Raw genomic sequence first — 25,011 nt, forward strand, 5'->3', positions numbered from 1 at the left:
ACGGTCAATAGTAAACACAATATCACATTTTATCTGGAACTTATATAAACCTGTTCCAATTCTTTTTCTGTAAATTCCTGTTCGTAAAATTTCCGGATTCCTTTTTTAGTATTCACTACTAAAGTGGCCGGAATAGCCCCTGACCAATTCTTATCTACCAAATTAATAAATTTTTCGTTATTACACTCATTTACAACAACTTCTAATTCAACTTTGTATTTCCTTAGAAATGGTAAAACATCTTTCTGTATTTTTGATTTAAAATCTAAACTATACAGTATCACTTTCAAAGGCTGATCTTTATACTTTGTTGCTAACTTCTCAAAATACGGTAACTCTTTTACACATGGTACACACCATGTTGCCCAAAAATTAACCACATATACCGTATCTGAAGATGTTTGAATACGTTTTTGTAATTCTTCAAACCTGGTCACTTTTACATCCTGTGCATAAATACCTGACCAGGAAAAGATAAAAAGGATCACATAAAAAACTCGTTTCAACATAATTATTTCACACTCCCTCCTCTCGAAAAGTATTTATAGCTATAGGGATCTTTCAATTTTTGTACCATCACTCCTCTTTTGGTACTGGCATGAACATAATATCCATTTTGTAAAAACACCCCAACATGACTATACTTCTTATTATCGTAATCAAAGAAAACCAGATCTCCTTCTTTTAAATTTCTCTCATATTTTCTTTTAATTACAGTTACCTGTTGTGATGTGCTCCTGGGAATTTGTTTATTATACACGTCTTTATATAACAAATAAACTAACCCTGAACAATCTATTCCATTCTTGTTTAATCCACCTAATCTATACCTTGTCCCCTCCCACTCGTTAATAAAATTATACAATGCTGTATTATGTAGCTTATTTGGAGATACCTCCATTATTTTTGCATATTTCTTTTTTACAGAGATATTTTCTTTTGTAAGTGTTTTATGGGAAGAGCAGGAGACCGATACCATTAATAAGATAGTAAAAAACATGAATGAGTTATATCCCTTCATAATAAATTAATATTTAATCTTGAGTTCTGGATTTTAAGTTATATAAATACACCAAAGTTAATGTAGTAACGATATATGAAATTGTATTAGTAAGCACTGCTCCTTTTAGTCCGTAAATACGTACAAAATAAAATCCAAAAATTAGTGTCACAAATAAGCCCGCTGCTGATCCAATAGTATTATATTTTATATCTCCTTTTGCTGAAAAAAAAGAAGATAGTATCTTTCCAAAAGAAAACATTACAATTCCAGAAGAACTAACAAAAATTAATTTTTTAATTTCTCCAAAGTCTTTTCCTAAAATATTTATATATAAACTATCTGGAGTTATTAATGCTATTATTATACAAAAAATGACTATGGATGAAGATATTATTGAAACATATAATATATTAAAAGACTTTTCTCCTTTAGCAATATAAGCGTGATTTACATATGCTATATTTACAGGTATCAACCACAATGCCTCAACTAAACTTAACCATATCCCAAATACCCCAACACTATCCATTGACGTGTAAAAAAACAACAACCAAATTACTAGTCTGTAACATGCAAATTGCATAATGTTATTAATTTGATTTAATCCTCCCAACTTAAAATAATAGATAAAATCTGATTTAAGTCTTGATAAATCTACAGTACATACAGATCTTATATTAATCCTCAGATACGAAAAAAAGCTTGGAAGGTAAGAAATTCCTAAAAAAAACAACACTATTTCTGGATCATTTACTGATTTAAAACAACTCACTAAAGAAACAAGAATCAATGGTTGAGTTAATCTAAAAATCAACACCTTTCTAAAACAAAGTGTATATGCCAAATAGTTCATATAATTTATATGTAAAACTTGAAATATTGTCACACAAGCAAACAGCAACAATTTACCTTCAAAAAATGTGTCTATGCAAGGTAATAATACAGTCGAAAATAAAGATACGACTATACTCCAAAAAAAAGTTAAAGTTAATACAGATTTTTCATCAATCCTATTGAGCATATAAACCATTACTGAATTCCCTACAATACCAGTAAACAACTGTACTAAAGCCGAATAAGATAAAAAATAAGTATAAAAACCCCTCCCTTCAGCTCCTAATATTCTGGATGTAAGCGATAGAACCAATAGATTAAGTAGTAATGAAATTATTGCTGATAAAGTATTGAGTAGGGCATTCTTATACATTCAAATTATTCTAATTCTTTGTATAACTTACTAATTTTTTGCCCTATCACCTCATAACTAAACTCAGATATTGCTTCGTTAGAAATTTTAACTCTATCGTAATTGTTGTAATTATCGATCATATGCAAGATAGCCTCCTCTAATTGTTGTTCATTTTCATTTTCTACTATAATCCCGTTATCAGAACTTATAATCTCTGAAACCCCTCCTGCGTTAGAGGATATAACAGGTAATCCACAACATAAAGATTCTAATAAGACGCATGGCATATTTTCATAGCGACTAAATAATAGAAAAGCATTAGCCTTTTTCATTTCCATAGCTACATCTTTATTAGTTAATTCTCCTATATAGTTTATATGTTTCTTTAAAAGATCTGATCGATGAATAACTGCCTCAAACTCTTTATTCCTTGTCCCTGCTATTGTTAACGTAATTTTAACATTATTTCTCAAAAGCTTTTCAAAAACGTTTAAAATTCCAGTAATATTCTTTTGGTAACCTAAAGTAGAAGCATGAAAAAAATTAAAGGTTTCTGTCTTTTTTAAGCATATTCCTTCAAAATTAAAGAAATCTGTATTAACAACATTAGGAACAACAATCTTCTTACTATTAGGAGATATCCAATCTTTCAAACCACTCTGTAACCTATATGCTACAGAAATAACTACATCAAAAGAATTTAATATTTTTTTATATAAAATCCTTTTAAAAAAAGATTGTCTTTTTATATAATCTAACCTTTCTTTATAAAAAACAGTCCAATTCTCTGTTAATAATGTTTTAACACCATATCGATATTTGAGATAATATGAAACTATACCTGCTGGAAAAAAAACGTAAGTATGTACTATTTTAGGTATCCCATATTTATGGAATATTTCTTTCAATAAAAAATCATACATTTTAAAATACGTATATATTCTTTTAATTCCTGAGTCAGAATATGGTAAATAAGCCATATATGTTAATACATTATCATTTTCTTGTGTTTCAACGCTCTTTTCCCTTATATTTTCATTAATTACCACATATAGAACTATTTGTTTATTAAACTTTGAAGTAGCCACAACAAAGCGTTCATTAAAGTCTCCATTAAACTGATTTACCGAAGAAGGGTACCAGCTAGGCAGAACCAGTATATATGAATTTTTAATATCACTTTTAATATCTAATTTCTTATTTTTAAACATTATTTTTTTCTATTAAAGATGTCTAAATTACGATTACTTTTAATACTATTTTTATTAATCATAAATTATAGTACTTCATTATCACAAATAAATTATGGGAATGAATGGATAAATTTTTCAAAAAAGTATATAAAAATAAAAGTATCTGCAGAAAGTATTTATCATCTGACTTTTAGTGATATCATAGCTTCAGGAATTACAGACGGGTCGACCCAAATCGATCCTAAATATTTTCAAATGTTTAATAAAGGAAAAGAAGCTGCACTGTATATTTCAGGATCTGATGACAATTCTTTTGACCATCAAGACAATATTTATTTCTACGGGTATCCTAACAATGCCGATCTCGACAAAAAGATGTATTCCGATATAGAGTATATTCCTAATACAAACATCAATTTGTTTGAAGATGACAATTATTATTTTTTAACTTATAATAACGAAAAAGAGGGACTAAGATATAGCACACCTTCAAATACTATTTCACCAATAAACATCAATTACATACTAACAAAGTCTAGATTAGATTTTAAAACATCATATTATCCTGGCGATTATATTTTAGAAACCATGAGTTTATCTGAATACATAAATGGAGAAGGATATATGAGTCCCCTACTTGGTAGAAGAGAGTCTAGCTCATATAACATTAATACTTCAGGATTTATAAATACACCAGGGGTGTCACCAATGCTTAGTTTTTATGTGGCAGGGAGATCGAACTCTACTGTTGCGGGTTCTTCTAATAACCATCATTTTCAGATCAGTCATGAAAATACAATAATCTGCGATACCATATTTAATGGATATAAAACAATACGTAAAACAAAGAACATAAACTTAACTGGAGAAATAACTACACTAAACTTTCATATTGTTGATGATTTATCTTCCGACCCTAATTCCCAACACACTGATTATCAAGCAATAAGCTATTTAGAGATTTTATATCCAAGAAACTTAACATTAACCAACAATACTGCATTGAGATTTAACATACCTTCTCAATATATTTCAGCCAATCTCAATTTTTCTGGTTCTAGCTCAAATCCAATCCTTATCGATATCAAAAACAACTATACTTATAATATAATAAATAATAACAATACTCTAAGTATACCAAATATTTACAATAACAATTCCGACTTCTATATTTTCGATTTAAACAACTCCATATCTGCCACTTACCAAAAAATAACATTTAAAGGTTTTAATGTTGCTGATATAAAAAAGGCTATCATTATATCAAACAAAAACCTTTCTATCGGTGCTGAAAACTACCTGAATCATAACCAACAAATTCGGAATATCCCCACATTACTAACATATACAGATGATATTTACAATGAGTTTTATTATGGTTTCCATCATCCATTAGCCCTAAATAATTTTATTAAATGGAGTATAGATAAAAGTAATAATCTACCTCAATCACTTTTATTATTAGGAGCAGGTCTAACCACACCAAAGAATAACTTATCCGCAGATTTAGTCCCTACCTATGGTTATCCTGCATCGGATAATATGTTGGGTATTTTCAATAATGCCAAAGCCTCTTCTATTGCAATAGGGAGAGTTCCTGCCAAAACAAATGATGATATCGATATTTATCTGAATAAACTAAAGATATATGAAAATCTCCCAAATGAAATATGGAGAAAAAAAATAGTGAATGTAACCGGAGGCAGAACCGAAACTGAATATTTACAATTCAAATCATACTTAAAAAACTTAAGTAATATTGCATTTAATGGAAACTTAGGATCGTATACTGTAAACTTTGACAAAACAGTTTCAGAAGCTGTTACCGAAAATCTTACTTCGGGTATTATCTCTCAAACTAATAATGGCACTAATCTAATTACTTTTCTAGGTCATGGTAGTGCTTCTCTTACTGCTGTATCGTTGGGTACTCCTCCTAGTCTAAACAATTCAGACAAACCAACTAATTATCTTATCAATGGTTGTAGTACAGGAAATGCCTTTAGTGGCTCCTCTTCTTATGCTGAAAATATGATTTTGGCAAGAACTGGAGCAATTTCCTGGATAGGTACAACAAGTGAAGGTGTAGGCTCTTACTTATCGAGCTTTTCAAATAAATTTTATAATCACTGGTTCGTTAATAGTTACGATAAGTCTATTGCAGAAGGTTTTAGATTAGGAATAAATGACCAAACAAACTCTAGTGATAGACTTAATATGGCACATTCGAGGCAATACATTTTCTTTGGAGATCCCAATATCACTTTTTTTAACCCTTCATTACCCGATTATCGTATTAATGCAGAAAAAATATATCTTTCTGACCGAAGCCAAAATGCCGCTCAAGATAATTTCAACTTTAATTTTATTATTGAAAATATTGGAAAAGTCCAAAAAGACAGTTTAAACATAAAAATTACCAGGAAAATAGAAGAACAAAACATTGAAAAAACATATTTCCAAACTATAAAACCTATTTTAAATACCGATACATTCTCATTTAGCTTACCCAATACAGATTTAAACGTATCGGGAATAAATCTTATCACTATTGAATTAGATCCAAATGCTAAATTTAATGAAATCAACAAACTTAACAACAAAGCTGCTCAAACATTCTTTTTGCCTGGAAATGGTGTACATGCCATATATCCATTAAAAAATAGTATTGTTTTTGGAGAAGTAACTTTAATGGGACAACCAGATAACCTATTTACTAAAAATGAAAAATACATTTTTGAAATAGATACAGTAAACACCTTTGACAGTCCTTTAAAAGCTACCTCAGGATCACTTATAGCTGACATACTTCCTACTTGGGTTCCCTCAGTAAATTTCAAAGAAAATGTAGTGTACTTTTGGAGAATTGCTATTGATGATCAAGAAAAACGATGGGACACAGGTTCTTTTACATATCTGAATGAAAATATTTATGGTCAAAATATAAGCCATTTCAATCAGATAATATCATCTGCCTATACAACAAATGACATTGTTTTGAATAAAGAATCAAATGGTTTCAAATTTCAAAAAGACTTATTTAGCACAACTATTTCAAGCAGAGGAGACGACATTCCGGTATCTCAGCAAGAAAGAAGAATCAGAAGCAACCCCTTAAATGCTATCTCTTATAGTCCTGTAGAAATAAACCCCGGAATGACTATGGTTAGCTATGACAAAGAAATCAAGAACAAAATCATCAGTTATCCCAGTCCTTACAATTCAATAGATGGCCCATTCCCAATCAATGGATATACAGGTCAGTATTATTGGGATACTACCAATTCCGTAGCTCTGGATTCTCTGGTTAGTTACATCAATCAATTACCGAAAGGATCTTACGTACTAGGCGTAAACAATTACAACTGCAACTTCAAAGATATGCCAGAATACGTGAAGCAGGCCTTTAGGAGTATCGGTCTGAAAGAATTTGAAAAGGTAGGTTTAGGAGAACCTTATATGTTTTGGGGAATCAAAGGAGCTGCTAGTGGGGAAGCTATTGAATATACTGCCGATTATGATTCTGGTATCCCTGCCAGAGAACAATACTTTTCTTATTCACATGATTTAGAATATTCAGTATCTAGTGGATATTTCATCACAGATAAATTCGGCCCAGCTAAAAAATGGAAATCGGCAGATTTCTCGTATCAACAAAGGGAGGGTGATGTACAAAAAATAGATATATATGCCGTTGACAAAAATAATCAAGAATATATCTTATCTTCTAACTTATCTCCCAATAATATAGACCTGTCGTTTATTTCGGCAAAAGATATACCATATCTAAAATTTAAGGTGTACATTGAGAATAAAACCTATAGAACACTACCTAAATTAAATCATTGGAAAATATTTTATGAACCTTTAACAGAAATCACATTCAACCCGTCTTATTTACAATATTTTAATGCGGAAAAATTGTCTCAGGGAGACTCTCTCAAATTAAGTTTAGGACTGAGCAATATTAGCCCTTTCAAATCCGATTCCTTACAAATCAACATCAAACTGACCGACGCAACTTATTCTTCGTATACCAAAGAGTTTTCTTTAAAACCAATTTCTCCATTTAGCAATGATACTTTACAATTCAGCTACCCTACTAATTCACTTAAGGGCGAAACCAATTTACAATTATCTCTTAAAAACAAAAACTATGGAGATAATTATAGTTTTAATAACGGAATTACTTATAATACTAATATACTAGCCGATAATTCTGCACCAAATATTGATATACTTGTAGACGGAAGAAGAATTATCAATGGAGAAATCGTTAGCCCTGCCCCTATATTCACTATTTCTTCTTCCGACAATAATAAACACTTGTTACAATCAGACACTTCACTAGTAGAAGTTTACATAAAGCATTCCTCCAATAATACTTATCAAAGGTATTATTACTCACAAGGGCTGCTAAAAATACAACAAACAGGAACAGCTGAAAACAATAATCTAATTATACAGTTTACCCCTGAAAAATTAATTGATGGTAATTATACATTAAAAGTTATTTCTAAAGACTATTTAGGAAATAAGTCTTCAAATGACTTTCTTTTAGATTTTGAAGTTATTAACGAATCAACTCTCACCAATTTCTACCCTTATCCTAATCCCGTTATAGACAAAATGAAATTTGTTTTTACTCTTACCGGAGAAAAAGTACCAGATAAAATAAAAATTCAAATAATGACCCAGACTGGAAGAATTGTAAGAGAAGTATTAAAAGAAGAATTGGGTAATTTAAAAATTGGAAATAACATTTCTGATTTTGTATGGGATTGTAAAGATCAGTTTGGTGACCGTTTAGCCAATGGTATATATTTTTACAGGGTACTCATAGAAGATAGTTCAGAAAAATTCAAACACCGGTATACTAAAGGTGACTCAAATTTTAAAAACAACATTGGCAAAATATATTTATTAAAATAAATCTCAATGAGATCTAAAGTAATATTTTCTTTAGGGACATTGTAATCTTATATGTCCTATAAGCATAAGGAACCTAAGTCCGGGATAATTCAACTATTTACAATTCCAACAATTCGGATTTCATAATCTATCCCTCCATATATCCAATTTTGAGGTAGACTATAGATTTTGAATATTACAAATATTCTAAGCTATCGAAAATTTCATCTATATTTTCTTAACTAGAACTCACATTAACTAATAAGATCAACAACCTCCCCTCTCTCCTTACTATGAATATATTTTCAAAAAACGCCAATTTATAACACGTTATATAAGATATAACGCCTAATTTGGTACATAATAGAAAGTATTTTATTATTACCATTTAAAAGTTTATCATACGAAGTTTTAAAACTGAGCTTAAGTTCTCCATTAAACCCTGACTTAAAATTAGCAATTGTCTTCATGTTTGCCCCATATAAATCGATTGTTTCAATACTTAACTCCTTTAACTTTTTCATTATATTATCGTATAAAAAAACACTTACTCCACTACTATAAGTTTTAGAACTCGATAATAAAATATTATATGCTATTTTTATATCGAAATCAATAATCACCAAGGCAGAAGCAATTAGTTCATTATTCTTATAAACACAAAAGCTTTTCATTATATCATAATCTATCAACTTTTGAAAATAGGTTCTATAAAAATCTATCTTCGATTTACTGTATCCAAAGTATTTAAAATCATTTAGTTGTTGTCTAAGTACTTCTTCATAATTTTCGTTATACAAAAAAGTAAAACTTTCTTTATATGAAGACTTAAGTTTTTTTAAAATATCATTTCTATAATTACCAGCTTCAGCGGTTTGGTTTAAATAGGTGAAATTTGTACTGCAAGTAAATCCATTATGATTGAATGCCCTAATATCCATAATATCAGGTGGTAATCTAAATTCAATCAGATTAAACATTTTCTTTAGATCATTCAAAGCTTTGTCTAAATAATCAAAAAAACTAAAACCTCCTAAATTAGTGTCTTTCCAAAAGCTTGAATAACCAAAATGATCTGGAACAATAATAGACCTGCGTCTAATATGTGTCGCAAAACCAATAATAGGCTTATTTTTCTGATTGTATATGACCCAAAATTTAAGTTCGGTTTTATGCATTCTGGAAATTAGTTCTAAATACTCTGAATCATTAAAAATAGAAACTACTTGATTTTTTACAATCTCATTCCATTCAAATTTTGTAACTTCTTTTAACACACCAATAGCCTTAGGTTATAAACATTCAGATTTAATAATCATTCTCAAATTCCCTTTCATTTTTATACCTATATAAGTTTTTTATATGAGGTAACTCTTCATTAGAAACAGTATGGTATAAAAAGGAAACTATCGGATGCTTTTTCTTTAGTCTAACATAAAAAGAATCCGGAAGTACATCAAGTACAGTCTCTATAAAATTTGACTTTATGGATTTTATCATCTATAAAAATAATAGGTCTAATATATTATTTTTTATAGTATCATTTTCTTTTGTTATAAAAGACTTATTATCCAAAAAAATTATAAGACATAAAAGACAAAACAAATTTCCTAAAAACCAACATTAAAAATCTCATAAAAACCACTAAATTTTGTAACTCTATTTTACAAAAAACAAAAAATCACACATTATTCAATAAAAACATTAAAAAAATCACATATCACACATTTATTTTCTATGTTTTCTAAAAAACATCAGTTATTTTTACATAAAATTTCAAAAAAAGCATTAAAAATCTAAAAAATATGTCAACTTTAAGATTTAAAGCTTTAGAAACAGTTCTTACCAGGACAACGCCTGAAGTTAAAAGACCATCGAGTAAAATTTCTGATTATTTCGGAGAAAATGTTTTTGATAAACACAAAATGCAAGAGTATCTTCCAAAAGACACTTTTAAAGCAGTATTAAATTCTATTGAAAGCGGCTCCACTATTGACAGAGAAATTGCAGAACAAGTTTCATCTGCGATGAAAGCTTGGGCAATGAGCAATGATGTAACACATTACACCCATTGGTTTCAGCCTTTAACCGGTACAACTGCAGAAAAACACGACTCGTTTTTTGAACCAGATTCTGATGGAAAAGCAATTGAAAAATTTTCAGGAAGTGCTTTAGTACAACAAGAGCCAGATGCTTCAAGTTTCCCTAATGGAGGCATTAGAAGTACATTTGAAGCTCGTGGTTATACTGCTTGGGATCCTTCTTCACCTGCATTTATCTTCAACAAAACGCTTTGTATCCCTACTGTATTTGTTTCTTATACAGGAGAATCTCTGGATTATAAAGCACCTTTATTAAAAGCTATAGCTGCCATTGACAAAGCAGCAACAGAGGTTTGTCAATACTTTGATAAAGGAATTGAGAAAGTAATTCCTTCTCTTGGAATAGAACAAGAATATTTTTTAGTAGACCTTGCATTGTTTAACGCCAGACCAGATCTTTCTATAACCGGAAGAACTCTTTTTGGTCATGCTTCTGCAAAAGGTCAACAATTAGAAGACCATTATTTTGGTTCAATTCCGGAAAGAGTATACGCCTACATGCGTGACTTTGAAACCGAAGCATTATTATTAGGTATACCTCTAAAAACCCGTCATAATGAAGTTGCACCCTCTCAATTTGAGTGTGCGCCTCTTTACGAAGAGATGAACTTAGCCATAGACCACAACCAATTGTTGATGGACTTAATGGACAAAGTAGCTAAAAGACATAATTTTAAGGTATTACTACACGAAAAGCCTTACGCTGGAATCAACGGTTCTGGAAAACACAACAATTGGTCTTTAATTACCAATACCGGAAAAAACTTACTTTCTCCGGGCAAAACGCCAAAAAACAATCTCATGTTCTTAACTTTCTTCGTTAATACGATTAAAGCCGTACATGAACATGCAGATTTACTGAGAGCATCTATTGCTTCTGTAAGCAACGATCATCGCTTAGGAGCCAACGAAGCACCTCCGGCAATAATATCAATTTTCCTGGGGACTCAACTCAACGATGTTTTAGACGAAATTGAGTCATCAAAAGCGATATTCAAAAAGGTAAAAGAAGATCCAAATCTTTGGTTTGGAATACCTAAAATTCCCCAAATCCTTTTAGACAACACAGACAGAAACAGAACCTCTCCTTTTGCATTTACTGGAAATAAATTCGAGTTACGGGCGGTAGGTTCATCAGCAAACTCTGCCAACGCAATGACCGTTTTAAATACCATTGTTGCAGACCAGCTGAATAAGTTCAAAATTGAGGTTGATAAACTGATCAAAAAAGGTGACAAAAAGGATGTTGCTATTTTAACAGTTATTAAAAAATACATAAAGGAGTCTAAAGATATCCGTTTCGAAGGAAATGGATATAGCGATGAATGGGCAGAAGAAGCAGCTAAACGTGGATTAAGCAATATTAAAACAACGCCTAAAGCTTTAGATGCACTAGCTTCTGAGAAATCGGAAACTCTTTTTGAAACAAATGGAGTGTTTACCAAGCGTGAAACTCATGCCAGACATGAAATTTTACTGGAAGAATATTTCAAAAAACTTCAGATAGAGGCCAGAGTTATCGGTGATTTGGTAACTAATCTTGTAATCCCTGCTGCTATTAAATACCAAACTCAAGTTGCCGAGAACATTAAGTTATTAAAAGATTTAGGTTATGGCTCTGATATGTTTCAGGCGCAAACTTATATTCTTGAAGAATTAGCTACTCATTTAAACTTCATCAAAACCAACGTTCACGAAATGGTCGAAGCCAGAAAAGTAGCTAATAAATTACAAGATATAAGAGAAAAGTCTATCGCTTACGATGAAACGGTAAAATCTTTCTTCGAACCCATCAGATACCATGTTGACAAACTGGAATTATTGGTTGACGATCAGATTTGGCCTTTACCAAAATTCAGAGAATTACTGTTTGTTAAATAACATAACAAATTATCATATTAAAGAGGCTGTTGGTTTTATACTGGCAGCCTCTGCTATTTATCCTTTTTTATAAGCTTTTCATATTTAAAGAATAAGGTTTTTAATATCTTTGCACACCATGAGTGATAACAGATACAATCAAAGAGGCGTTTCTGCAGGTAAAGAAGATGTCCATAATGCCATAAAGAATATTGACAAAGGGATTTTCCCAAAAGCATTCTGTAAGATTATCCCCGATATTTTAGGTGGCGATGATACTTTTTGTAATATTATGCATGCCGACGGTGCCGGAACAAAATCTTCTCTTGCTTATGTTTACTGGAAAGAAACAGGAGATATTTCTGTATGGAAAGGAATTGCGCAGGATGCCATCATCATGAATCTGGATGATCTGCTTTGCGTAGGAGCTACTGATAAAATATTATTATCTTCTACCATTGGCAGAAACAAGAATTTGATTCCGGGAGAAGTAATCGCTGAAATTATAAATGGAACGGAAGAAATTCTTGCAGATCTGAGATCTATGGGAATAAACATTTATTCTACTGGAGGCGAAACTGCCGATGTTGGCGATATTGTCAGAACAATTATTGTAGATTCTACTGTAACTTGTAGAATGAAAAGGTCTGATATAATCTCTAATCACAATATTAAAGCCGGAAATGTTATTGTTGCTTTAGCTTCTGATGGACAGGCTAACTATGAGAGTTTTTACAACGGAGGTATGGGCTCTAATGGTTTAACTTCTGCCAGACATGACGTTTTTCATAAATATATTGCAGAAAAATATCCTGAAAGCTATGACCCGGCAGTTCCATATGAATTGATATTTTCTGGTCAAAAACACCTTACAGACAAAATCACACTTGATAATGGTAATGCAATAGACGCCGGAAAACTGGTATTATCTCCTACCAGAACTTACGCTCCGGTAATTAAGTCAATATTAGATAAATATAGGGCTCAAATTGATGGAATGGTACATTGTAGTGGCGGAGCCCAAACCAAAGTACTTCATTTTATAGACAATTTACACATCATTAAAGACAACTTATTTGAAACTCCGGTTTTATTTAAACTTATACAAGAACAATCCCAAACTGATTGGAAAGAAATGTACAAAGTTTTTAATATGGGACATAGAATGGAACTTTATGTAAATCCTGAGATTGCACAAGACATTATTAACATTTCACAATCTTTTGGTATAGATGCAAAAATTGTTGGAAGAGTTGAAGATAGTGAGGTAAAAAAAGTAACCATAAAAAGTCAACACGGTACTTTCGAATACCACTAAATAAATTTTAAAAAGGGTTGTATCAAAAAGTGGTACCCTTGCCAGAATTAGTATTTCGGCAAATTCGGTACAAAATGTGAGTCAAAGTCTTTTTAGTCCGCTACGGGCATACTGAAAAAACTCTCACGATACAACCTTTTTTACTCCACCTGCATTAAGAGCAAAACAAAGCTCTTATATATAATTTTTCGGAATATCTACTAACAAAAAGTTAAATAGATCTAATTCCCGACAATTAATAAAACTACTTCAAAATCAAACCTAACTTCTATGCGTAGAAGAGAAGATCTCTAACAGACCTCTAACACTTCTTTAGTACTTCTCCAACACTTCTTTAACACTTGTTATAGCAAGTAAGAACAACATCAATAACAATAGTAAAGTAGAGTATTGATTAAAACAAAAGAGGCTCTAAATATTTAGAGCCTCTTTTGTTTTATATCGATTTTTTTCTCGTTATTTTCTATCTTTTAGAGCAACAAAAGACCTGTTTGTTTCACCTGTATAAACCTGACGAGGTCTTCCAATAGGTTCTTTATTTTCTTTCATCTCTTTCCACTGAGCAACCCATCCCGGCAAACGTCCCAATGCAAATAAAACAGTAAACATTTCTGTAGGGAAACCTAAAGCTCTGTAGATAATTCCTGAGTAAAAATCCACGTTAGGATAAAGCTTTCTTTCGATAAAATAAGGATCATTCAAAGCTACTTCCTCTAATTTCTTAGCTATCTCTAAAACAGGATCATCAATGCCCAGTTTCGCTAATATATCATCACAAGCTTTTTTAATGATTTTCGCTCTTGGATCGAAATTTTTATATACCCTGTGTCCAAATCCCATCAAACGGAAAGGATCATTTTTATCTTTTGCTTTTGCAACCCACTTATCAACATCACCACCATCATTTTTTATTTTTTCCAGCATTTCAATCACTGCTTGGTTCGCACCTCCATGCAGAGGTCCCCAAAGTGCCGAAATTCCCGCAGAAATAGATGCATATAAATTACAATCAGAAGAACCTACTATTCTAACTGTGGAAGTAGAACAGTTTTGTTCGTGATCTGCGTGTAAAATCAACAATTTATTCATTGCATCAATTACAATTGGATCTACCTCATAATCTTCTGTAATATAACTAAATGTCATAGACATAAAGTTGGTTACATAATCCAATTTATTTTGAGGATAATTTACCGGATGCCCTAAAGACTTTTTATAAATCCAGGAAACTATTGTAGTCATCTTAGCCAACAACTTAATAATTGTTAACTCCTGATCTTCTTTACTTGGATTTGGGTCTAAAGATTCCGGATAAAATGCAGACAAAGAACATACTAAAGAAGAAAGTTGTCCCATTGGATGAGATTTAGATGGAAAACCATCAAAAAACTTCTTCATATCTTCATGTACCAACGTATGTCTGCTTATTTGATACTGAAATTTATCTACTTGCTCCTGCGTAGGTAACTCTCCATAAATAAGTAGGTAGGCTACTTCCAAAAAAGAAGCCTTTTCTGCCAGCTCTTCAATCGGATAACCTCTGTATTTTAAAATACCTCTCTCACCATCTAAAAAAGTTATTGCACTTTTTGTAGCACCGGTATTCTTAAAACCACTATCTAATGTTATATAACCACTCTGATCTCTAAGTTTAGATATATCTATAGCCTTTTCGTTTTCCGTTCCTTCAATTACTGGCAACTGGTAGGTGTTTCCACCTAATCTAATTTCTGCTGTTTCTGACATATAAATTGGATTGTGCAACAAATTTAAAAATCATTATAATTAAACTCAATTATATATTGCTTTTAATATCTGCAAAATGTAAAAATTATTCCACTTTTATTAACAAGCGCCAAGTATAAGACTTAATTCACTAAAAATCACATTTTAATAAAAATTAATCTCATAAAAACCACTTTTTTACAAAAAACACAAAATTAACACAAAACACGGGATAAATTCACAAAAAACACTCTTATATTCTATACTTCTAAAAAAGAATCAATCAAAGCTATTTCCTTATAGATAATAGCTCTAAGTATAAGGTAATCTTTTACGGTAATCTGCTGGCGAAACACCCTTTATTTTTTTAAAAAGTCGGGAAAAATAAGCCGCATCATGTATGCCTATTTTATAGGCTATTTCCTTTATCTGCATGCTTGTATTATCGAGGTATTTACACGCATTTTGGATTTTTAGTTGATTAAAATAATCTATAGGAGACACTCCTGTCCTATTCTTGAACAAAAGCGAAAATTGTGATACCGAAAGATTGATGTCTTTGGCTAAAGTTTCCAGAGAAATAGATGTTTCTAAATGCTTGTTCATCTTTTCTATAGATTGGGATATCCTTCCCTGACCTTTATGGAAAGATGTCTCACCCTCTGTTATTATGAAAGAAAGCGACGTCAGAAAATTCATCAGGCATATATTCAGCATTATCAAATTATCATCACTATAACCTTTATTTAATCTATCGAAGACAGTATTAAACAAGGCCATTCTTTCGGTTCCGTATTCTAAAAAACCTTTGTAATTCTTATTAAATTTATAAAAGAAAGCAAGTATCTGTTTTATAATCTCATCATTATCCTTAAAATAAAACCAATAAAAACTCCAAGGATTATCTCCATCTGCATAATATTTTGTATTTAATCCTTTGGGTATTATAACAAATTCGCCTGCTCCTAAATCATAAACCTTATTATTTATTTCCGAGTATCCCCTGCCGTCTACACAATAAATCAAAATATAATCTTCGTCATTATTTTCATCATTGTACTGGAACTTTGCATCAGGAAAAAAACCAATTTTCGAAAAAGAAAGTGGCATTCCTAATTCTCTTTTATCTTTTGCAAAACTGTTTTTCAATAAATCTATAATACGTTCTCCTGAAAATCCCTTTCTTTTCTTTTTCATAATAATATAATCCAATAAATAGACAATATAATCCAATTATATACTTTTTGTTTCATATAATTTCAGAAAAAATTAAATGAGTATTTTTATAGAGTTATCATTCTCAGAAAAGATATCATAACAAATTATTTATCAGCAAGTTGAATAAAATGAAGAATATAAAGCAAAATATTATAAAAAGGTATAAAGAGAATTTTGAGGAGGAGCCTGTTATAATATGTTCGCCTGGACGGGTTAATCTGATTGGTGAACATACGGACTATAATATGGGCTTTGTATTGCCTGCAGCTATTAATAAAGCCATATATATCGCCATTAATAAGCGTAACGATAATAAAATATCTTTAATTGCCGAAGATTTAAACAAAAAACATGAAACAGATATAGATAGCTACAAGTACTCTGATGATAACTGGCCTAATTTTGTATTGGGTGTTGTTGACCAATTGATTAAATCAGGGAATGAAATTGGAGGGTTTAATGCTGTTATATCTGGCGATGTACCTTTAGGCGCCGGAATGTCGTCTTCTGCAGCAATGGAATGCGCTGTGACCTATTCATTAAATCATTTATTTAATCTGGGATTAGATAAACTTACTCTTGTTAAAATTGCGCAAAATGCAGAAAATCAGTTTGTAGGACTGCAATGTGGAATCATGGATCAATTTGCCAGTGTATTTGGCAAAAAAGATCATGTTATTAAATTGGATTGTCGGTCGTTAGATTATGAATACGTCCCTTTCAATCTTGAAGGTATAAAAATAGTTTTGTTTGATTCTATGGTTAAACATTCCTTAGCTTCTTCTGAATATAATGTAAGAAGAAGCCAGTGCGAGGAAGGTATTTCTATTATTCAAAACAAATATCCTGAAGTAAAAACGTTAAGAGATGCTACTATAGAAATCGTTGAAGAATGTCTTTCTAATTCAAGTGTTGATATCTACAACCGTTGCAAATATGTGGTAGAAGAAAATGACAGACTCATAAATGCCTGTGAGGATCTGAAAAAAGGAGATATTGAGAGTTTTGGACAAAAAATGTATGAAACACATGATGGACTTAGCCAACTTTATGAAGTAAGCTGTCCTGAACTTGACTTTATTGCCGCTGCCGCAAAAAAAGAAGAAGCTATTTTAGGTGCCAGAATGATGGGTGGTGGTTTTGGAGGTTGTGTAATTGCTTTAGTCAAAGAGTCTGAAATTGACTCGGTAATTAAAAGAATGAAAGACCATTACTTTCAAAAATTGAATAAAGGTATGAACGTGTATATCACACAAATTGAGGATGGTACCAGAATATTGTAATTATGAGTTTTAATTTTGAAGAGCATCCGCATAAGCGACTGAACATATTAACGGGGGAATGGGTTTTGGTTTCTCCACACCGTACAAAACGCCCCTGGCAGGGAAAAGTTGAAGACTTACCGAATGCCATAAGACCTTCTTATGATGAAAAATGTTATTTATGTCCTGGAAATAAAAGATCTGAAGGTGCCGTAAATCCGGTATACACAAAACCATTTGCATTTACCAATGATTTTTCGGCTTTACTGGATGACACTCCTAAAGGAAATCTGGATGACAATTTATTGCAAGCTAAAAGTGAGAAAGGTATTTGTAGGGTAATTTGTTTCTCTCCACGTCACGATCTTACACTACCACAAATGAGCAATGAGGAGATTGTTGATGTTATTTCTCTCTGGCAAGATGAATTTTCTGAATTGTCTAAAAATGAATGGATCAAGTACATCCAGATTTTTGAAAACAAAGGAGAAATTATGGGTTGCAGCAATCCGCATCCTCATGGTCAAATATGGGCGCAAAGCACTGTTCCGGTAGAACCGGAAAAGGAAGGTAAACAGTTTTTAGATTATTATAAAAAAAACGGACAAAGCTTACTCAGTGCGTATTTAACGCAAGAAATAGAAAGAAAAGAAAGAATAGTTGTAGAAAACGAACATTTTATAGCATTGGTACCTTTCTGGGCTGTTTGGCCTTACGAAATTTTGTTAGTAAACAAAAGACATGTAACCAATATTCTGGATTTTTCTGAAGACGAGAAAAATGCTTTGGCCGATATTCTAAAGAAGTTAACTACCAAATACGATAACTTATTTGAAACCTCTTTCCCCTACTCAGCTGGTATGCACCAGGCTCCTGTAAATTCAGGAGATCATCCTGAATGGCATTGGCATATGCATTTTTATCCCCCGCTTTTAAGATCTGCAACGGTTAAGAAGTTTATGGTAGGATACGAGATGTTGGCAAATCCACAAAGAGACATTACCGCTGAACAAGCTGCCAAAATGCTTAGAGAACTTAGCGAAATACATTATTTAGAAAAATAGATTAAAAAGAATAGCCAAACCATTTTTTAAAACTAATAACTTTAACCCGAAAACATTGGGTTAAAGTTTTAGTTTTATAGATATGTTAAAGCTTAAAAAAATTCATCATATAGCTATTATTTGCTCAGATTACCAAAAATCAAAACATTTTTACACAAAAATTTTAGGATTTGATATTATTGCAGAAACTTACCGTGAGCATAGACAATCTTATAAATTAGACCTCTCTGTTAATGGAGAATATGCTATTGAATTATTTTCATTTCCAAACTCTCCAAAACGCCTATCATTCCCTGAAGCTTGCGGATTAAGACACCTGGCTTTTGCTGTGCAAGATATTTATGAAGCTGTAGAATACTTAGACAAACAAGGTATACAAACAGAAGAAATACGTACTGACAAGTTAACAAATAAAAAATTCGTTTTCTTTAACGATCCAGATCATTTACCTTTAGAAATATACCAAATTTAATATGTCGAAAATAACTGCATATATAGCTCAGGATCATTACAAAACAACTATCATTGGAAATAGCAACCAAATTATTGCTGATGAACCCAAAACAGTTGGAGGAACGGAACAGGGATTATCTCCAACAGAATTATTAGCTTCTTCTTTGGCAAGCTGTACTTGTATAACTGTTAGAATGTACGCTGATAGAAAGAAGTGGCCGCTGAATGAGTTTATAGTAACCGTTTCTTTTGAGAGAGATGAACAAAAGCAAACTACAAGATTTGAAAAAACAATGGATTTTATTGGTGATCTTGATGAAAGTCAATTGTCAAGACTACGAGAAATTGCCGAAAAATGCCCTGTTAATCAAATTTTGTCTAATCAGATAGAAATAGTTTCTATATAAACAGTTGACTATTAATAGCAACTAATGATAACTCAATACGAGCTATATATTTAGTTTACTTTTTTCATAATCTGATTTTTCGCAGACTCTAAAAAAAATAATCTCTTACATATATCCTTAATCTATTTTCCCTTTATTTAGACTTTATCTAAATATTTTTCGTTCTTTTGCGAATCAATCTAAATATAAATACAGGTATGAAAAAGCAAAGTTCTGTATGGCCTAAGATCAGGAAATTTTTAAACGACATCCATCTTTGGGCAGGACTTATAAGTGGTATTATTGTTCTAATAGTCTGCTTTACAGGGACAGTTTATGTGTTCAATCAGGAAATAAGGGAATCATCTACTCCAAATCTATATAAGGTTAGTATAGGAAATGAAAAAAAGAGCATTACAGAGATGTACAATATTGTACAAGAAAAAAGTAATGGCAATATCAGTAGTGTAAAAGTTCCATACGACACTGGAAAAAGTTATTCTTTTATCGTTAAAAAGAAAGAAGAAAAAGCTAAAGAAGCAGACAAAAAACATCAAAAAGCTTCTGGTAAAAAAGAAAAGGCTGGCGAAGGACCGCCTAAAGGTCCACAAAGAGGTAATCCGTACTTTATAAACCCCTATAATGGCGAGGTTTTAGGAGACTTACAAGGAACTAAAACGACTACGACTGAGTTTATGCAAAAGATGTTCAGTTTGCATAGATGGCTTTTATTGGATAAAATTGAAGAACCTATTTTCGAAAACCTTGAAAACAGAAAATTAGGTAGCTATATTACTGGAACTGCTACCATATTATTTACACTAGGTGTAATTTCAGGAATTATTATCTGGGTGCCTGCTCGTATAAAAAGCTGGAAACAAGGCTTGAGAATCAAATTTTCTGGTAACTGGAAAAGAACTAATCACGATTTACACAATACTCTTGGTTTTTATTCTTGCATACTATTATTTTTTATGGGTATAACAGGTCCGCAATGGTCTTTTGAGTGGTACAGAAATGGCCTTCGTAAATTTCTGGGAACATACGAAGCTCCGGATACTCCAAAACCAACTCCCTTGAAATCTGTTTATACTATAGATGCTAAAACTCTAAATTACGAAGATTTTCTGGCTATAGCAGATAAAGAACTTAATTATAAGGGAGACTACAATCTAACTTTCCCTAATGATTCTGTTGATGTGGTGCAGATAACTAAAACAAAAATAGGCTTTTTCGCTCCTGCCGCTGGAGATAAACTCACATTAGATCAATATTCAGGTCAGGTTTTGGAAAAAGATATATTTAAACAAAAACCTTTTAATGAAAGAGTTTCTCTTTCTATTAAAGCACTGCATCTGGGAGATATTTATGGTACTTTTTCTAAAATCCTATACTTTATTGCCTGTTTAATTGCAACTAGTTTACCTGTTACAGGAGTATTAATCTGGATTAATAAAATAAAGAAAAAACCCAAAGGAAAAAAGAAAGAACAGAAAGAAGTAGCTTCTTCAACTATTTAGTAATTGCTACTATCCTTTACCTCTAAACAAAAAAGCTCTTAATTTATCATTAAGAGCTTTTTTAGTACCCGAGAGCATAATGAAACCAAAGCATATATCACACTGATAAACAACAAATTACAAAAACACCCTCTATGAAATTTGAAAACAAACATTATAGATTTGCAGATAAATTACCTGAATTTAAATCATAATTAATCTCTTTCGGATTAGCTTTATATATAGCGCCTGTAAGGAAATCTACACCTAAAGGTACAAGCCCTAAACAAAGATCCAGTAACACATAACCTACCATTACCTTACGTGTTACTTTTATTTGTCTGTCCTGATGTCCTGGAGCATTTATGGATATTATTGCTCCGTCTCTCAGCGAGTTTTTAGACACTTTAATTTTATTGGGTGCATTTCCAACGAAATTACCATCTAGGTAAACTTTGGCTCCAGCCGGGTTTCCGCTCTTTACCTCTACCCTATCTCCAGATCCACTTAATATAGTAGCGCAGCTTTGTAATAAAAATATACCGCAAATTGCGATTGCTAGTAAAGGTTTGTTCATACAATTATATTTAGTCTAGTAATTATGTTTATCAATTTCATTTTCAATTTGTCCAATAAATTCCTCTACGTATCCTCTTCCTATTCCCTGTAAATTTACGTTAATAAAACCTCCAGCTGTACCAACCTTTAAAGTTTTTCTGGTATAAAATAAATAGATGAAAAGGCCTACTATAAAAACTACCACAACAAAAAATAAGTCATCATCATTGCTATATCCCTTGGTAGAATTATCTAAGCCAATAAAAAGCAGTAAAAGAGAACAAATAATAAATGTATAGTATATAATTTTAGGGAATCTCTTAACTCCATAAGAAATAAAGCGAACGTCCTTAACTCTTATCGACTGATAGTTGATATTATCATAATACATCAACCTTTTGTTTGTCAAAATAAGTCTGTTTGAATCTATAGAGTTTACTATATCTTCATTAGGTAGGTTTTTAACCATTTTTTATTTTAGGTTTTTAATTAACTCCAGGATCTCCCCTTCCTTTGCCGGATCTGTAATCTTGATGGTTATAGATATTTCGTAACCCTTATCTTTTCTAGTTCTATATTCGGCTGAATTATCTTCTAACTTAAAATCATAAGGATTATCTTTAAGAATACTATCTATGCTTATATCGAATATTTCAGCAAGTTTCATAAGCTCCTTAACAGTAACTTCCCGTTTCTGATTCTCTATTTTATTATAACCAGATTGGCCGATACCTAACGCATTCCCCACGTATTCTTGACTTAAGTTCTTATTTTCCCTTATATTCTTTAATCGAATAGATATATCCATAACAGAATAAAAATATGTCGTTGATTTGCAATTACTTATACTTTAATCGAATAATTTATTTGATATAACAATATATTTTATTCTATATTCAAATACATTTAACAATTAAAATTCAAAATATGAACACTAAAGCATCAAAATTAACGGTTAAAAACAGGATTAAGGAGGTTCTTAATTCTAAAGGCTTCAAAACTGTTACGCCTACAGAAGCCGTATTAAACAGCATAGGCATTACACTACATCGCTTCAATAAAATAGCTGATAATAAGGTCGATGTTACGGCCGGTGAATTGATTGGTTTTTCCAATTGGTTAAACATTCCTATAGATGGTTTGATAGATCCAAAAGACAAATAACTCAAAATTTTTTAATCATAAATCACACCCCCCGGAATTATGGAAACAAAAAAAACAATTGCCGCTCTGGAACATGATCTGGACGGCAAAATCATGACAGGCGATTTCCTGATAAATAACTACAGGAACATTCCCGAAAGCGATACCGATAAAAAAGTCCGGTATCAAAAACTACTGGTAAAACACTTTACCGCTATTTCTAAACTGTGCGATCAGTTAGAAGAAAGCTTGGAGTTTGCATTATTTATTACCAAACCGCAAAACACACAAAGTCATGAAAAAACCAGAATATAAACTACTTGCAGATAAGTACAACGAACTAACAGACAAATGCGATACGCTTGCCTGTCAGATAAAAACCTGCAACGATCCGGAAGCGGTAAAACTGTTAAGGTTAGATTACCGGGCTTTCCATCACGAAAAAACGGTGATATACGAAAAATTGATAGCGGCAACCACTAAAAACTGACAACTAAAAAATAAAAACTATGTCCACCCCCCGGATTACATTTAACCATAATTGGAATGGTAAACTGTTCTGTACCTGTTTTACCTCCCTGCGCCTGCGCAATGATAAGAAGTACCAAAACGGCACTACTTTTCAAATCATCTTAAACAAGCCCGGAAAAAATCCATTTAATGCAGGCGAAGCTATTCTATGCGATGTCAGGCATTTGTACATACACCAAATTAACGATTTCATGGCTATGATAGACACCGGCTATAACCGGGAAGAAACCGTTAAAATGCTACAAACCATGTACAAAAACATAGTTACTGATTGGAATACACAGCAGCTTTCTCTTTTACTATTTAGGCGCATACAGGTTGATAAAAGTATTGCAAATGCACCTAAGACGATTACTTACAAGGCATCAACTTCTAAACAAGCTTAGTCATGGAAATTAGATATATAATTAAAAATATTGATACCGGAAAATATATAAGTTGGGTAAATGGTAAGGGCACTATTACCTACTGTGTTAAACCAAGTACCGCTAATTATTTCATCGCTGCTAAATTCGCAGGCCGTTGGATGCAGGAAAAAAATCTTAGTCCGAACCAATTTGAGATTGTACCCTTTCAAGTCTTCTAAATGCAATCCTCCCAACTCAAATACATCAAAGAAAAAGCAGATATACTTCAGGTAGTAAAATCGCTTATTCCCTTAACGGCTAAAGGATATGCACAATGCCCGTTTCATACAGAAAAATCGGGTTCGCTGAAAGTAGACGGTAAAAAACAGATTTTCAAATGCTTTGGTTGTGGTGCCTCTGGCGATGTTATAGACTTTGTTATGAGGTACAAAAACATCACTTACAAAGAAGCTTTTAACTGGATCGCAGATTTTTGCCGTATCGGAGATTTTAAAGATCAGGCCAAAGATTTTGTACCGGAGCCGGTAAAGGAATTGCCGGTGAGTTATATAAAATCAGAATTAATGATAGCCTGTAGAGAAAAGTCCAACATTAACAATTTCTCAACTTGGTTACGCAAACATTTTGGAGACCGTAAAGCAGCTATGGCGTTAGCTACCTACAATGTAGGTACTTCCAAACATTGGCCGGGAGCTGTAGTTTTTTGGCAAGTAGATACTGAAAGCAATGTCCGTTCCGGCAAAATCATGCTTTACGATCCAGAAACCGGCAAACGTGTAAAAGAACCTTACAATCACATTAATTGGGTACACAAAGTTTTAGACCTTGTGAATTTCAACCTTAAACAATGCTTCTTTGGCGAACATCTGCTAAACGGCAATAAAAAACGTGTCTGCATTGTAGAAAGCGAAAAAACCGCCATTGTAGCAAGTATTGTTTATCCTGATCAGGTTTGGTTGGCTTCGGGATCTCTGGTAAATCTTACTGCCGAACGTTGCGAAGTTTTAAAAGGCCGTGAAATAATTCTTTTCCCTGATGTCGGTGCATTTCCTGCCTGGGAAGAAAAAGCGGAATATCTTAACCAGGTTATGCCCGATACTCATTTTGCTGTTGACAAAACCCTTTCCGGTTATACTCAAAAAGGCTATGATCTCTGCGATTATATTATTGACGACCTAAACCATTTCAAATAATGCAAAAAGTATTAACAGACCCCCCGAAAAAATAC

Annotated in this window: 24 protein-coding genes; 14 read left to right on the forward strand and 10 right to left on the reverse strand. The window is 32.1% G+C overall.

The window, feature by feature from the left end:
• Positions 1-29: 29 nt before the first annotated feature.
• The 4 genes from ACFSAH_RS19120 to ACFSAH_RS19135 are packed head-to-tail and all read right to left on the reverse strand — an operon-like array spanning position 30 to position 3,403.
• Positions 30-509 (reverse strand): TlpA disulfide reductase family protein, encoded by a 480-nt coding sequence (locus ACFSAH_RS19120; RefSeq protein WP_379664312.1) that lies wholly within the window; start codon positions 507-509, stop codon positions 30-32.
• Between the two features lie 2 nt (positions 510-511).
• Positions 512-1,021 (reverse strand): C40 family peptidase, encoded by a 510-nt coding sequence (locus tag ACFSAH_RS19125; RefSeq protein ID WP_379664313.1) that lies wholly within the window; start codon positions 1,019-1,021, stop codon positions 512-514.
• 13 nt (positions 1,022-1,034) lie between these two features.
• Positions 1,035-2,210: a lipopolysaccharide biosynthesis protein gene (locus ACFSAH_RS19130; RefSeq protein ID WP_379664314.1), complete on the reverse strand. Its 1,176-nt coding sequence runs from the start codon at positions 2,208-2,210 to the stop codon at positions 1,035-1,037.
• A 5-nt stretch (positions 2,211-2,215) separates the two neighbouring features.
• Entirely contained in the window at positions 2,216-3,403 is a 1,188-nt protein-coding gene (locus ACFSAH_RS19135) for a glycosyltransferase (protein ID WP_379664315.1), read from the reverse strand.
• A gap of 18 nt (positions 3,404-3,421) precedes the next feature.
• Between ACFSAH_RS19135 and porU2 the strand changes: the two genes are divergently transcribed.
• The gene (gene porU2, locus ACFSAH_RS19140) at positions 3,422-8,317 is read left to right on the forward strand and encodes a putative type IX secretion system sortase PorU2 (RefSeq protein WP_379664316.1); all 4,896 of its coding nucleotides are present in this window, start codon (positions 3,422-3,424) and stop codon (positions 8,315-8,317) included.
• A gap of 299 nt (positions 8,318-8,616) precedes the next feature.
• Here the strand turns inward: porU2 and ACFSAH_RS19145 are convergent, their stop codons facing one another.
• Positions 8,617-9,573: a hypothetical protein gene (locus ACFSAH_RS19145; RefSeq protein ID WP_379664317.1), complete on the reverse strand. Its 957-nt coding sequence runs from the start codon at positions 9,571-9,573 to the stop codon at positions 8,617-8,619.
• A 528-nt stretch (positions 9,574-10,101) separates the two neighbouring features.
• On the opposite strand from ACFSAH_RS19145, the gene ACFSAH_RS19150 reads away from it, so the two are divergent.
• Together ACFSAH_RS19150 and ACFSAH_RS19155 are read left to right on the forward strand one after the other, a co-directional pair.
• Positions 10,102-12,279, forward strand: a complete 2,178-nt coding sequence (locus ACFSAH_RS19150; RefSeq protein ID WP_379664318.1) for a glutamine synthetase III family protein — start codon at positions 10,102-10,104, stop codon at positions 12,277-12,279.
• A gap of 118 nt (positions 12,280-12,397) precedes the next feature.
• Entirely contained in the window at positions 12,398-13,576 is a 1,179-nt protein-coding gene (locus tag ACFSAH_RS19155; protein ID WP_379664319.1) for an AIR synthase related protein, read from the forward strand.
• Between the two features lie 456 nt (positions 13,577-14,032).
• Here the strand turns inward: ACFSAH_RS19155 and ACFSAH_RS19160 are convergent, their stop codons facing one another.
• Positions 14,033-15,322: a citrate synthase gene (locus ACFSAH_RS19160; RefSeq protein ID WP_379664320.1), complete on the reverse strand. Its 1,290-nt coding sequence runs from the start codon at positions 15,320-15,322 to the stop codon at positions 14,033-14,035.
• 291 nt (positions 15,323-15,613) lie between these two features.
• Positions 15,614-16,498 carry an AraC family transcriptional regulator gene (locus ACFSAH_RS19165; RefSeq protein ID WP_379664321.1) on the reverse strand — a complete coding sequence of 295 codons (885 nt, stop codon included), beginning with the start codon at positions 16,496-16,498 and terminating at the stop codon, positions 15,614-15,616.
• Positions 16,499-16,647: 149 nt separating this feature from the next.
• Between ACFSAH_RS19165 and galK the strand changes: the two genes are divergently transcribed.
• From galK to ACFSAH_RS19190, 5 genes are all read left to right on the forward strand, one after another.
• On the forward strand, positions 16,648-17,802 hold the full coding sequence (gene galK / locus ACFSAH_RS19170) for a galactokinase (protein WP_379664322.1): 1,155 nt from the start codon (positions 16,648-16,650) through the stop codon (positions 17,800-17,802).
• Positions 17,803-17,804: 2 nt separating this feature from the next.
• On the forward strand, positions 17,805-18,845 hold the full coding sequence (locus tag ACFSAH_RS19175; protein WP_379664323.1) for a UDP-glucose--hexose-1-phosphate uridylyltransferase: 1,041 nt from the start codon (positions 17,805-17,807) through the stop codon (positions 18,843-18,845).
• 82 nt (positions 18,846-18,927) lie between these two features.
• Positions 18,928-19,317, forward strand: coding sequence for an SMU1112c/YaeR family gloxylase I-like metalloprotein (gene gloA2 / locus ACFSAH_RS19180; protein ID WP_379664324.1), 390 nt, complete (start codon positions 18,928-18,930; stop codon positions 19,315-19,317).
• A 1-nt stretch (position 19,318) separates the two neighbouring features.
• Positions 19,319-19,705, forward strand: a complete 387-nt coding sequence (locus ACFSAH_RS19185; RefSeq protein WP_379664325.1) for an OsmC family protein — start codon at positions 19,319-19,321, stop codon at positions 19,703-19,705.
• A 197-nt stretch (positions 19,706-19,902) separates the two neighbouring features.
• Positions 19,903-21,204, forward strand: a complete 1,302-nt coding sequence (locus ACFSAH_RS19190; protein WP_379664326.1) for a PepSY-associated TM helix domain-containing protein — start codon at positions 19,903-19,905, stop codon at positions 21,202-21,204.
• Positions 21,205-21,358: 154 nt separating this feature from the next.
• Here ACFSAH_RS19190 and ACFSAH_RS19195 read toward each other — a convergent pair whose 3' ends face one another.
• The 3 genes from ACFSAH_RS19195 to ACFSAH_RS19205 are packed head-to-tail and all read right to left on the reverse strand — an operon-like array spanning position 21,359 to position 22,549.
• Positions 21,359-21,760 (reverse strand): PEGA domain-containing protein, encoded by a 402-nt coding sequence (locus ACFSAH_RS19195; protein WP_379664327.1) that lies wholly within the window; start codon positions 21,758-21,760, stop codon positions 21,359-21,361.
• 15 nt (positions 21,761-21,775) lie between these two features.
• On the reverse strand, positions 21,776-22,210 hold the full coding sequence (locus ACFSAH_RS19200; RefSeq protein WP_379664328.1) for a hypothetical protein: 435 nt from the start codon (positions 22,208-22,210) through the stop codon (positions 21,776-21,778).
• Between the two features lie 3 nt (positions 22,211-22,213).
• Positions 22,214-22,549 (reverse strand): helix-turn-helix domain-containing protein, encoded by a 336-nt coding sequence (locus ACFSAH_RS19205; protein ID WP_379664329.1) that lies wholly within the window; start codon positions 22,547-22,549, stop codon positions 22,214-22,216.
• Positions 22,550-22,668: 119 nt separating this feature from the next.
• Here ACFSAH_RS19205 and ACFSAH_RS19210 point away from each other — a divergent pair, with 119 nt between their 5' ends.
• From ACFSAH_RS19210 to ACFSAH_RS19235, 6 genes are read left to right on the forward strand one after another with little or no spacing between them, the layout of a single operon-like run.
• On the forward strand, positions 22,669-22,905 hold the full coding sequence (locus ACFSAH_RS19210) for a hypothetical protein (protein WP_379664330.1): 237 nt from the start codon (positions 22,669-22,671) through the stop codon (positions 22,903-22,905).
• A gap of 39 nt (positions 22,906-22,944) precedes the next feature.
• Positions 22,945-23,199, forward strand: coding sequence for a hypothetical protein (locus tag ACFSAH_RS19215; RefSeq protein WP_379664331.1), 255 nt, complete (start codon positions 22,945-22,947; stop codon positions 23,197-23,199).
• Complete coding sequence (locus tag ACFSAH_RS19220; RefSeq protein ID WP_379664332.1) at positions 23,180-23,374, forward strand: hypothetical protein; 195 nt, start codon at positions 23,180-23,182, stop codon at positions 23,372-23,374. Before ACFSAH_RS19215 ends, ACFSAH_RS19220 begins: the two co-directional genes overlap by 20 nt.
• A 19-nt stretch (positions 23,375-23,393) precedes the next feature.
• Positions 23,394-23,801 carry a hypothetical protein gene (locus ACFSAH_RS19225; RefSeq protein WP_379664333.1) on the forward strand — a complete coding sequence of 136 codons (408 nt, stop codon included), beginning with the start codon at positions 23,394-23,396 and terminating at the stop codon, positions 23,799-23,801.
• Between the two features lie 2 nt (positions 23,802-23,803).
• The gene (locus ACFSAH_RS19230) at positions 23,804-24,001 is read left to right on the forward strand and encodes a hypothetical protein (protein WP_379664334.1); all 198 of its coding nucleotides are present in this window, start codon (positions 23,804-23,806) and stop codon (positions 23,999-24,001) included.
• Complete coding sequence (locus ACFSAH_RS19235; protein WP_379664335.1) at positions 24,002-24,976, forward strand: DUF6371 domain-containing protein; 975 nt, start codon at positions 24,002-24,004, stop codon at positions 24,974-24,976.
• Positions 24,977-25,011 lie beyond the last annotated feature (35 nt).

Origin of the sequence: Pseudopedobacter beijingensis, from assembly GCF_042678145.1 — a bacterium.
GTDB lineage: Bacteria > Bacteroidota > Bacteroidia > Sphingobacteriales > Sphingobacteriaceae > Pseudopedobacter > Pseudopedobacter beijingensis.

Coding starts and splice junctions, on each gene's coding strand:
- ACFSAH_RS19120 (WP_379664312.1), bottom strand. CDS start 509: ATGTTGAAACGAGTTTTTTATGTGATCCTTTTTATCTTTTCCTGGTCA.
- ACFSAH_RS19125 (WP_379664313.1), bottom strand. CDS start 1,021: ATGAAGGGATATAACTCATTCATGTTTTTTACTATCTTATTAATGGTA.
- ACFSAH_RS19130 (WP_379664314.1), bottom strand. CDS start 2,210: ATGTATAAGAATGCCCTACTCAATACTTTATCAGCAATAATTTCATTA.
- ACFSAH_RS19135 (WP_379664315.1), bottom strand. CDS start 3,403: ATGTTTAAAAATAAGAAATTAGATATTAAAAGTGATATTAAAAATTCA.
- porU2 (WP_379664316.1), top strand. CDS start 3,422: ATGTCTAAATTACGATTACTTTTAATACTATTTTTATTAATCATAAAT.
- ACFSAH_RS19150 (WP_379664318.1), top strand. CDS start 10,102: ATGTCAACTTTAAGATTTAAAGCTTTAGAAACAGTTCTTACCAGGACA.
- ACFSAH_RS19155 (WP_379664319.1), top strand. CDS start 12,398: ATGAGTGATAACAGATACAATCAAAGAGGCGTTTCTGCAGGTAAAGAA.
- ACFSAH_RS19160 (WP_379664320.1), bottom strand. CDS start 15,322: ATGTCAGAAACAGCAGAAATTAGATTAGGTGGAAACACCTACCAGTTG.
- ACFSAH_RS19165 (WP_379664321.1), bottom strand. CDS start 16,498: ATGAAAAAGAAAAGAAAGGGATTTTCAGGAGAACGTATTATAGATTTA.
- galK (WP_379664322.1), top strand. CDS start 16,648: ATGAAGAATATAAAGCAAAATATTATAAAAAGGTATAAAGAGAATTTT.
- ACFSAH_RS19175 (WP_379664323.1), top strand. CDS start 17,805: ATGAGTTTTAATTTTGAAGAGCATCCGCATAAGCGACTGAACATATTA.
- gloA2 (WP_379664324.1), top strand. CDS start 18,928: ATGTTAAAGCTTAAAAAAATTCATCATATAGCTATTATTTGCTCAGAT.
- ACFSAH_RS19185 (WP_379664325.1), top strand. CDS start 19,319: ATGTCGAAAATAACTGCATATATAGCTCAGGATCATTACAAAACAACT.
- ACFSAH_RS19190 (WP_379664326.1), top strand. CDS start 19,903: ATGAAAAAGCAAAGTTCTGTATGGCCTAAGATCAGGAAATTTTTAAAC.
- ACFSAH_RS19195 (WP_379664327.1), bottom strand. CDS start 21,760: ATGAACAAACCTTTACTAGCAATCGCAATTTGCGGTATATTTTTATTA.
- ACFSAH_RS19200 (WP_379664328.1), bottom strand. CDS start 22,210: ATGGTTAAAAACCTACCTAATGAAGATATAGTAAACTCTATAGATTCA.
- ACFSAH_RS19205 (WP_379664329.1), bottom strand. CDS start 22,549: ATGGATATATCTATTCGATTAAAGAATATAAGGGAAAATAAGAACTTA.
- ACFSAH_RS19210 (WP_379664330.1), top strand. CDS start 22,669: ATGAACACTAAAGCATCAAAATTAACGGTTAAAAACAGGATTAAGGAG.
- ACFSAH_RS19215 (WP_379664331.1), top strand. CDS start 22,945: ATGGAAACAAAAAAAACAATTGCCGCTCTGGAACATGATCTGGACGGC.
- ACFSAH_RS19220 (WP_379664332.1), top strand. CDS start 23,180: ATGAAAAAACCAGAATATAAACTACTTGCAGATAAGTACAACGAACTA.
- ACFSAH_RS19225 (WP_379664333.1), top strand. CDS start 23,394: ATGTCCACCCCCCGGATTACATTTAACCATAATTGGAATGGTAAACTG.
- ACFSAH_RS19230 (WP_379664334.1), top strand. CDS start 23,804: ATGGAAATTAGATATATAATTAAAAATATTGATACCGGAAAATATATA.
- ACFSAH_RS19235 (WP_379664335.1), top strand. CDS start 24,002: ATGCAATCCTCCCAACTCAAATACATCAAAGAAAAAGCAGATATACTT.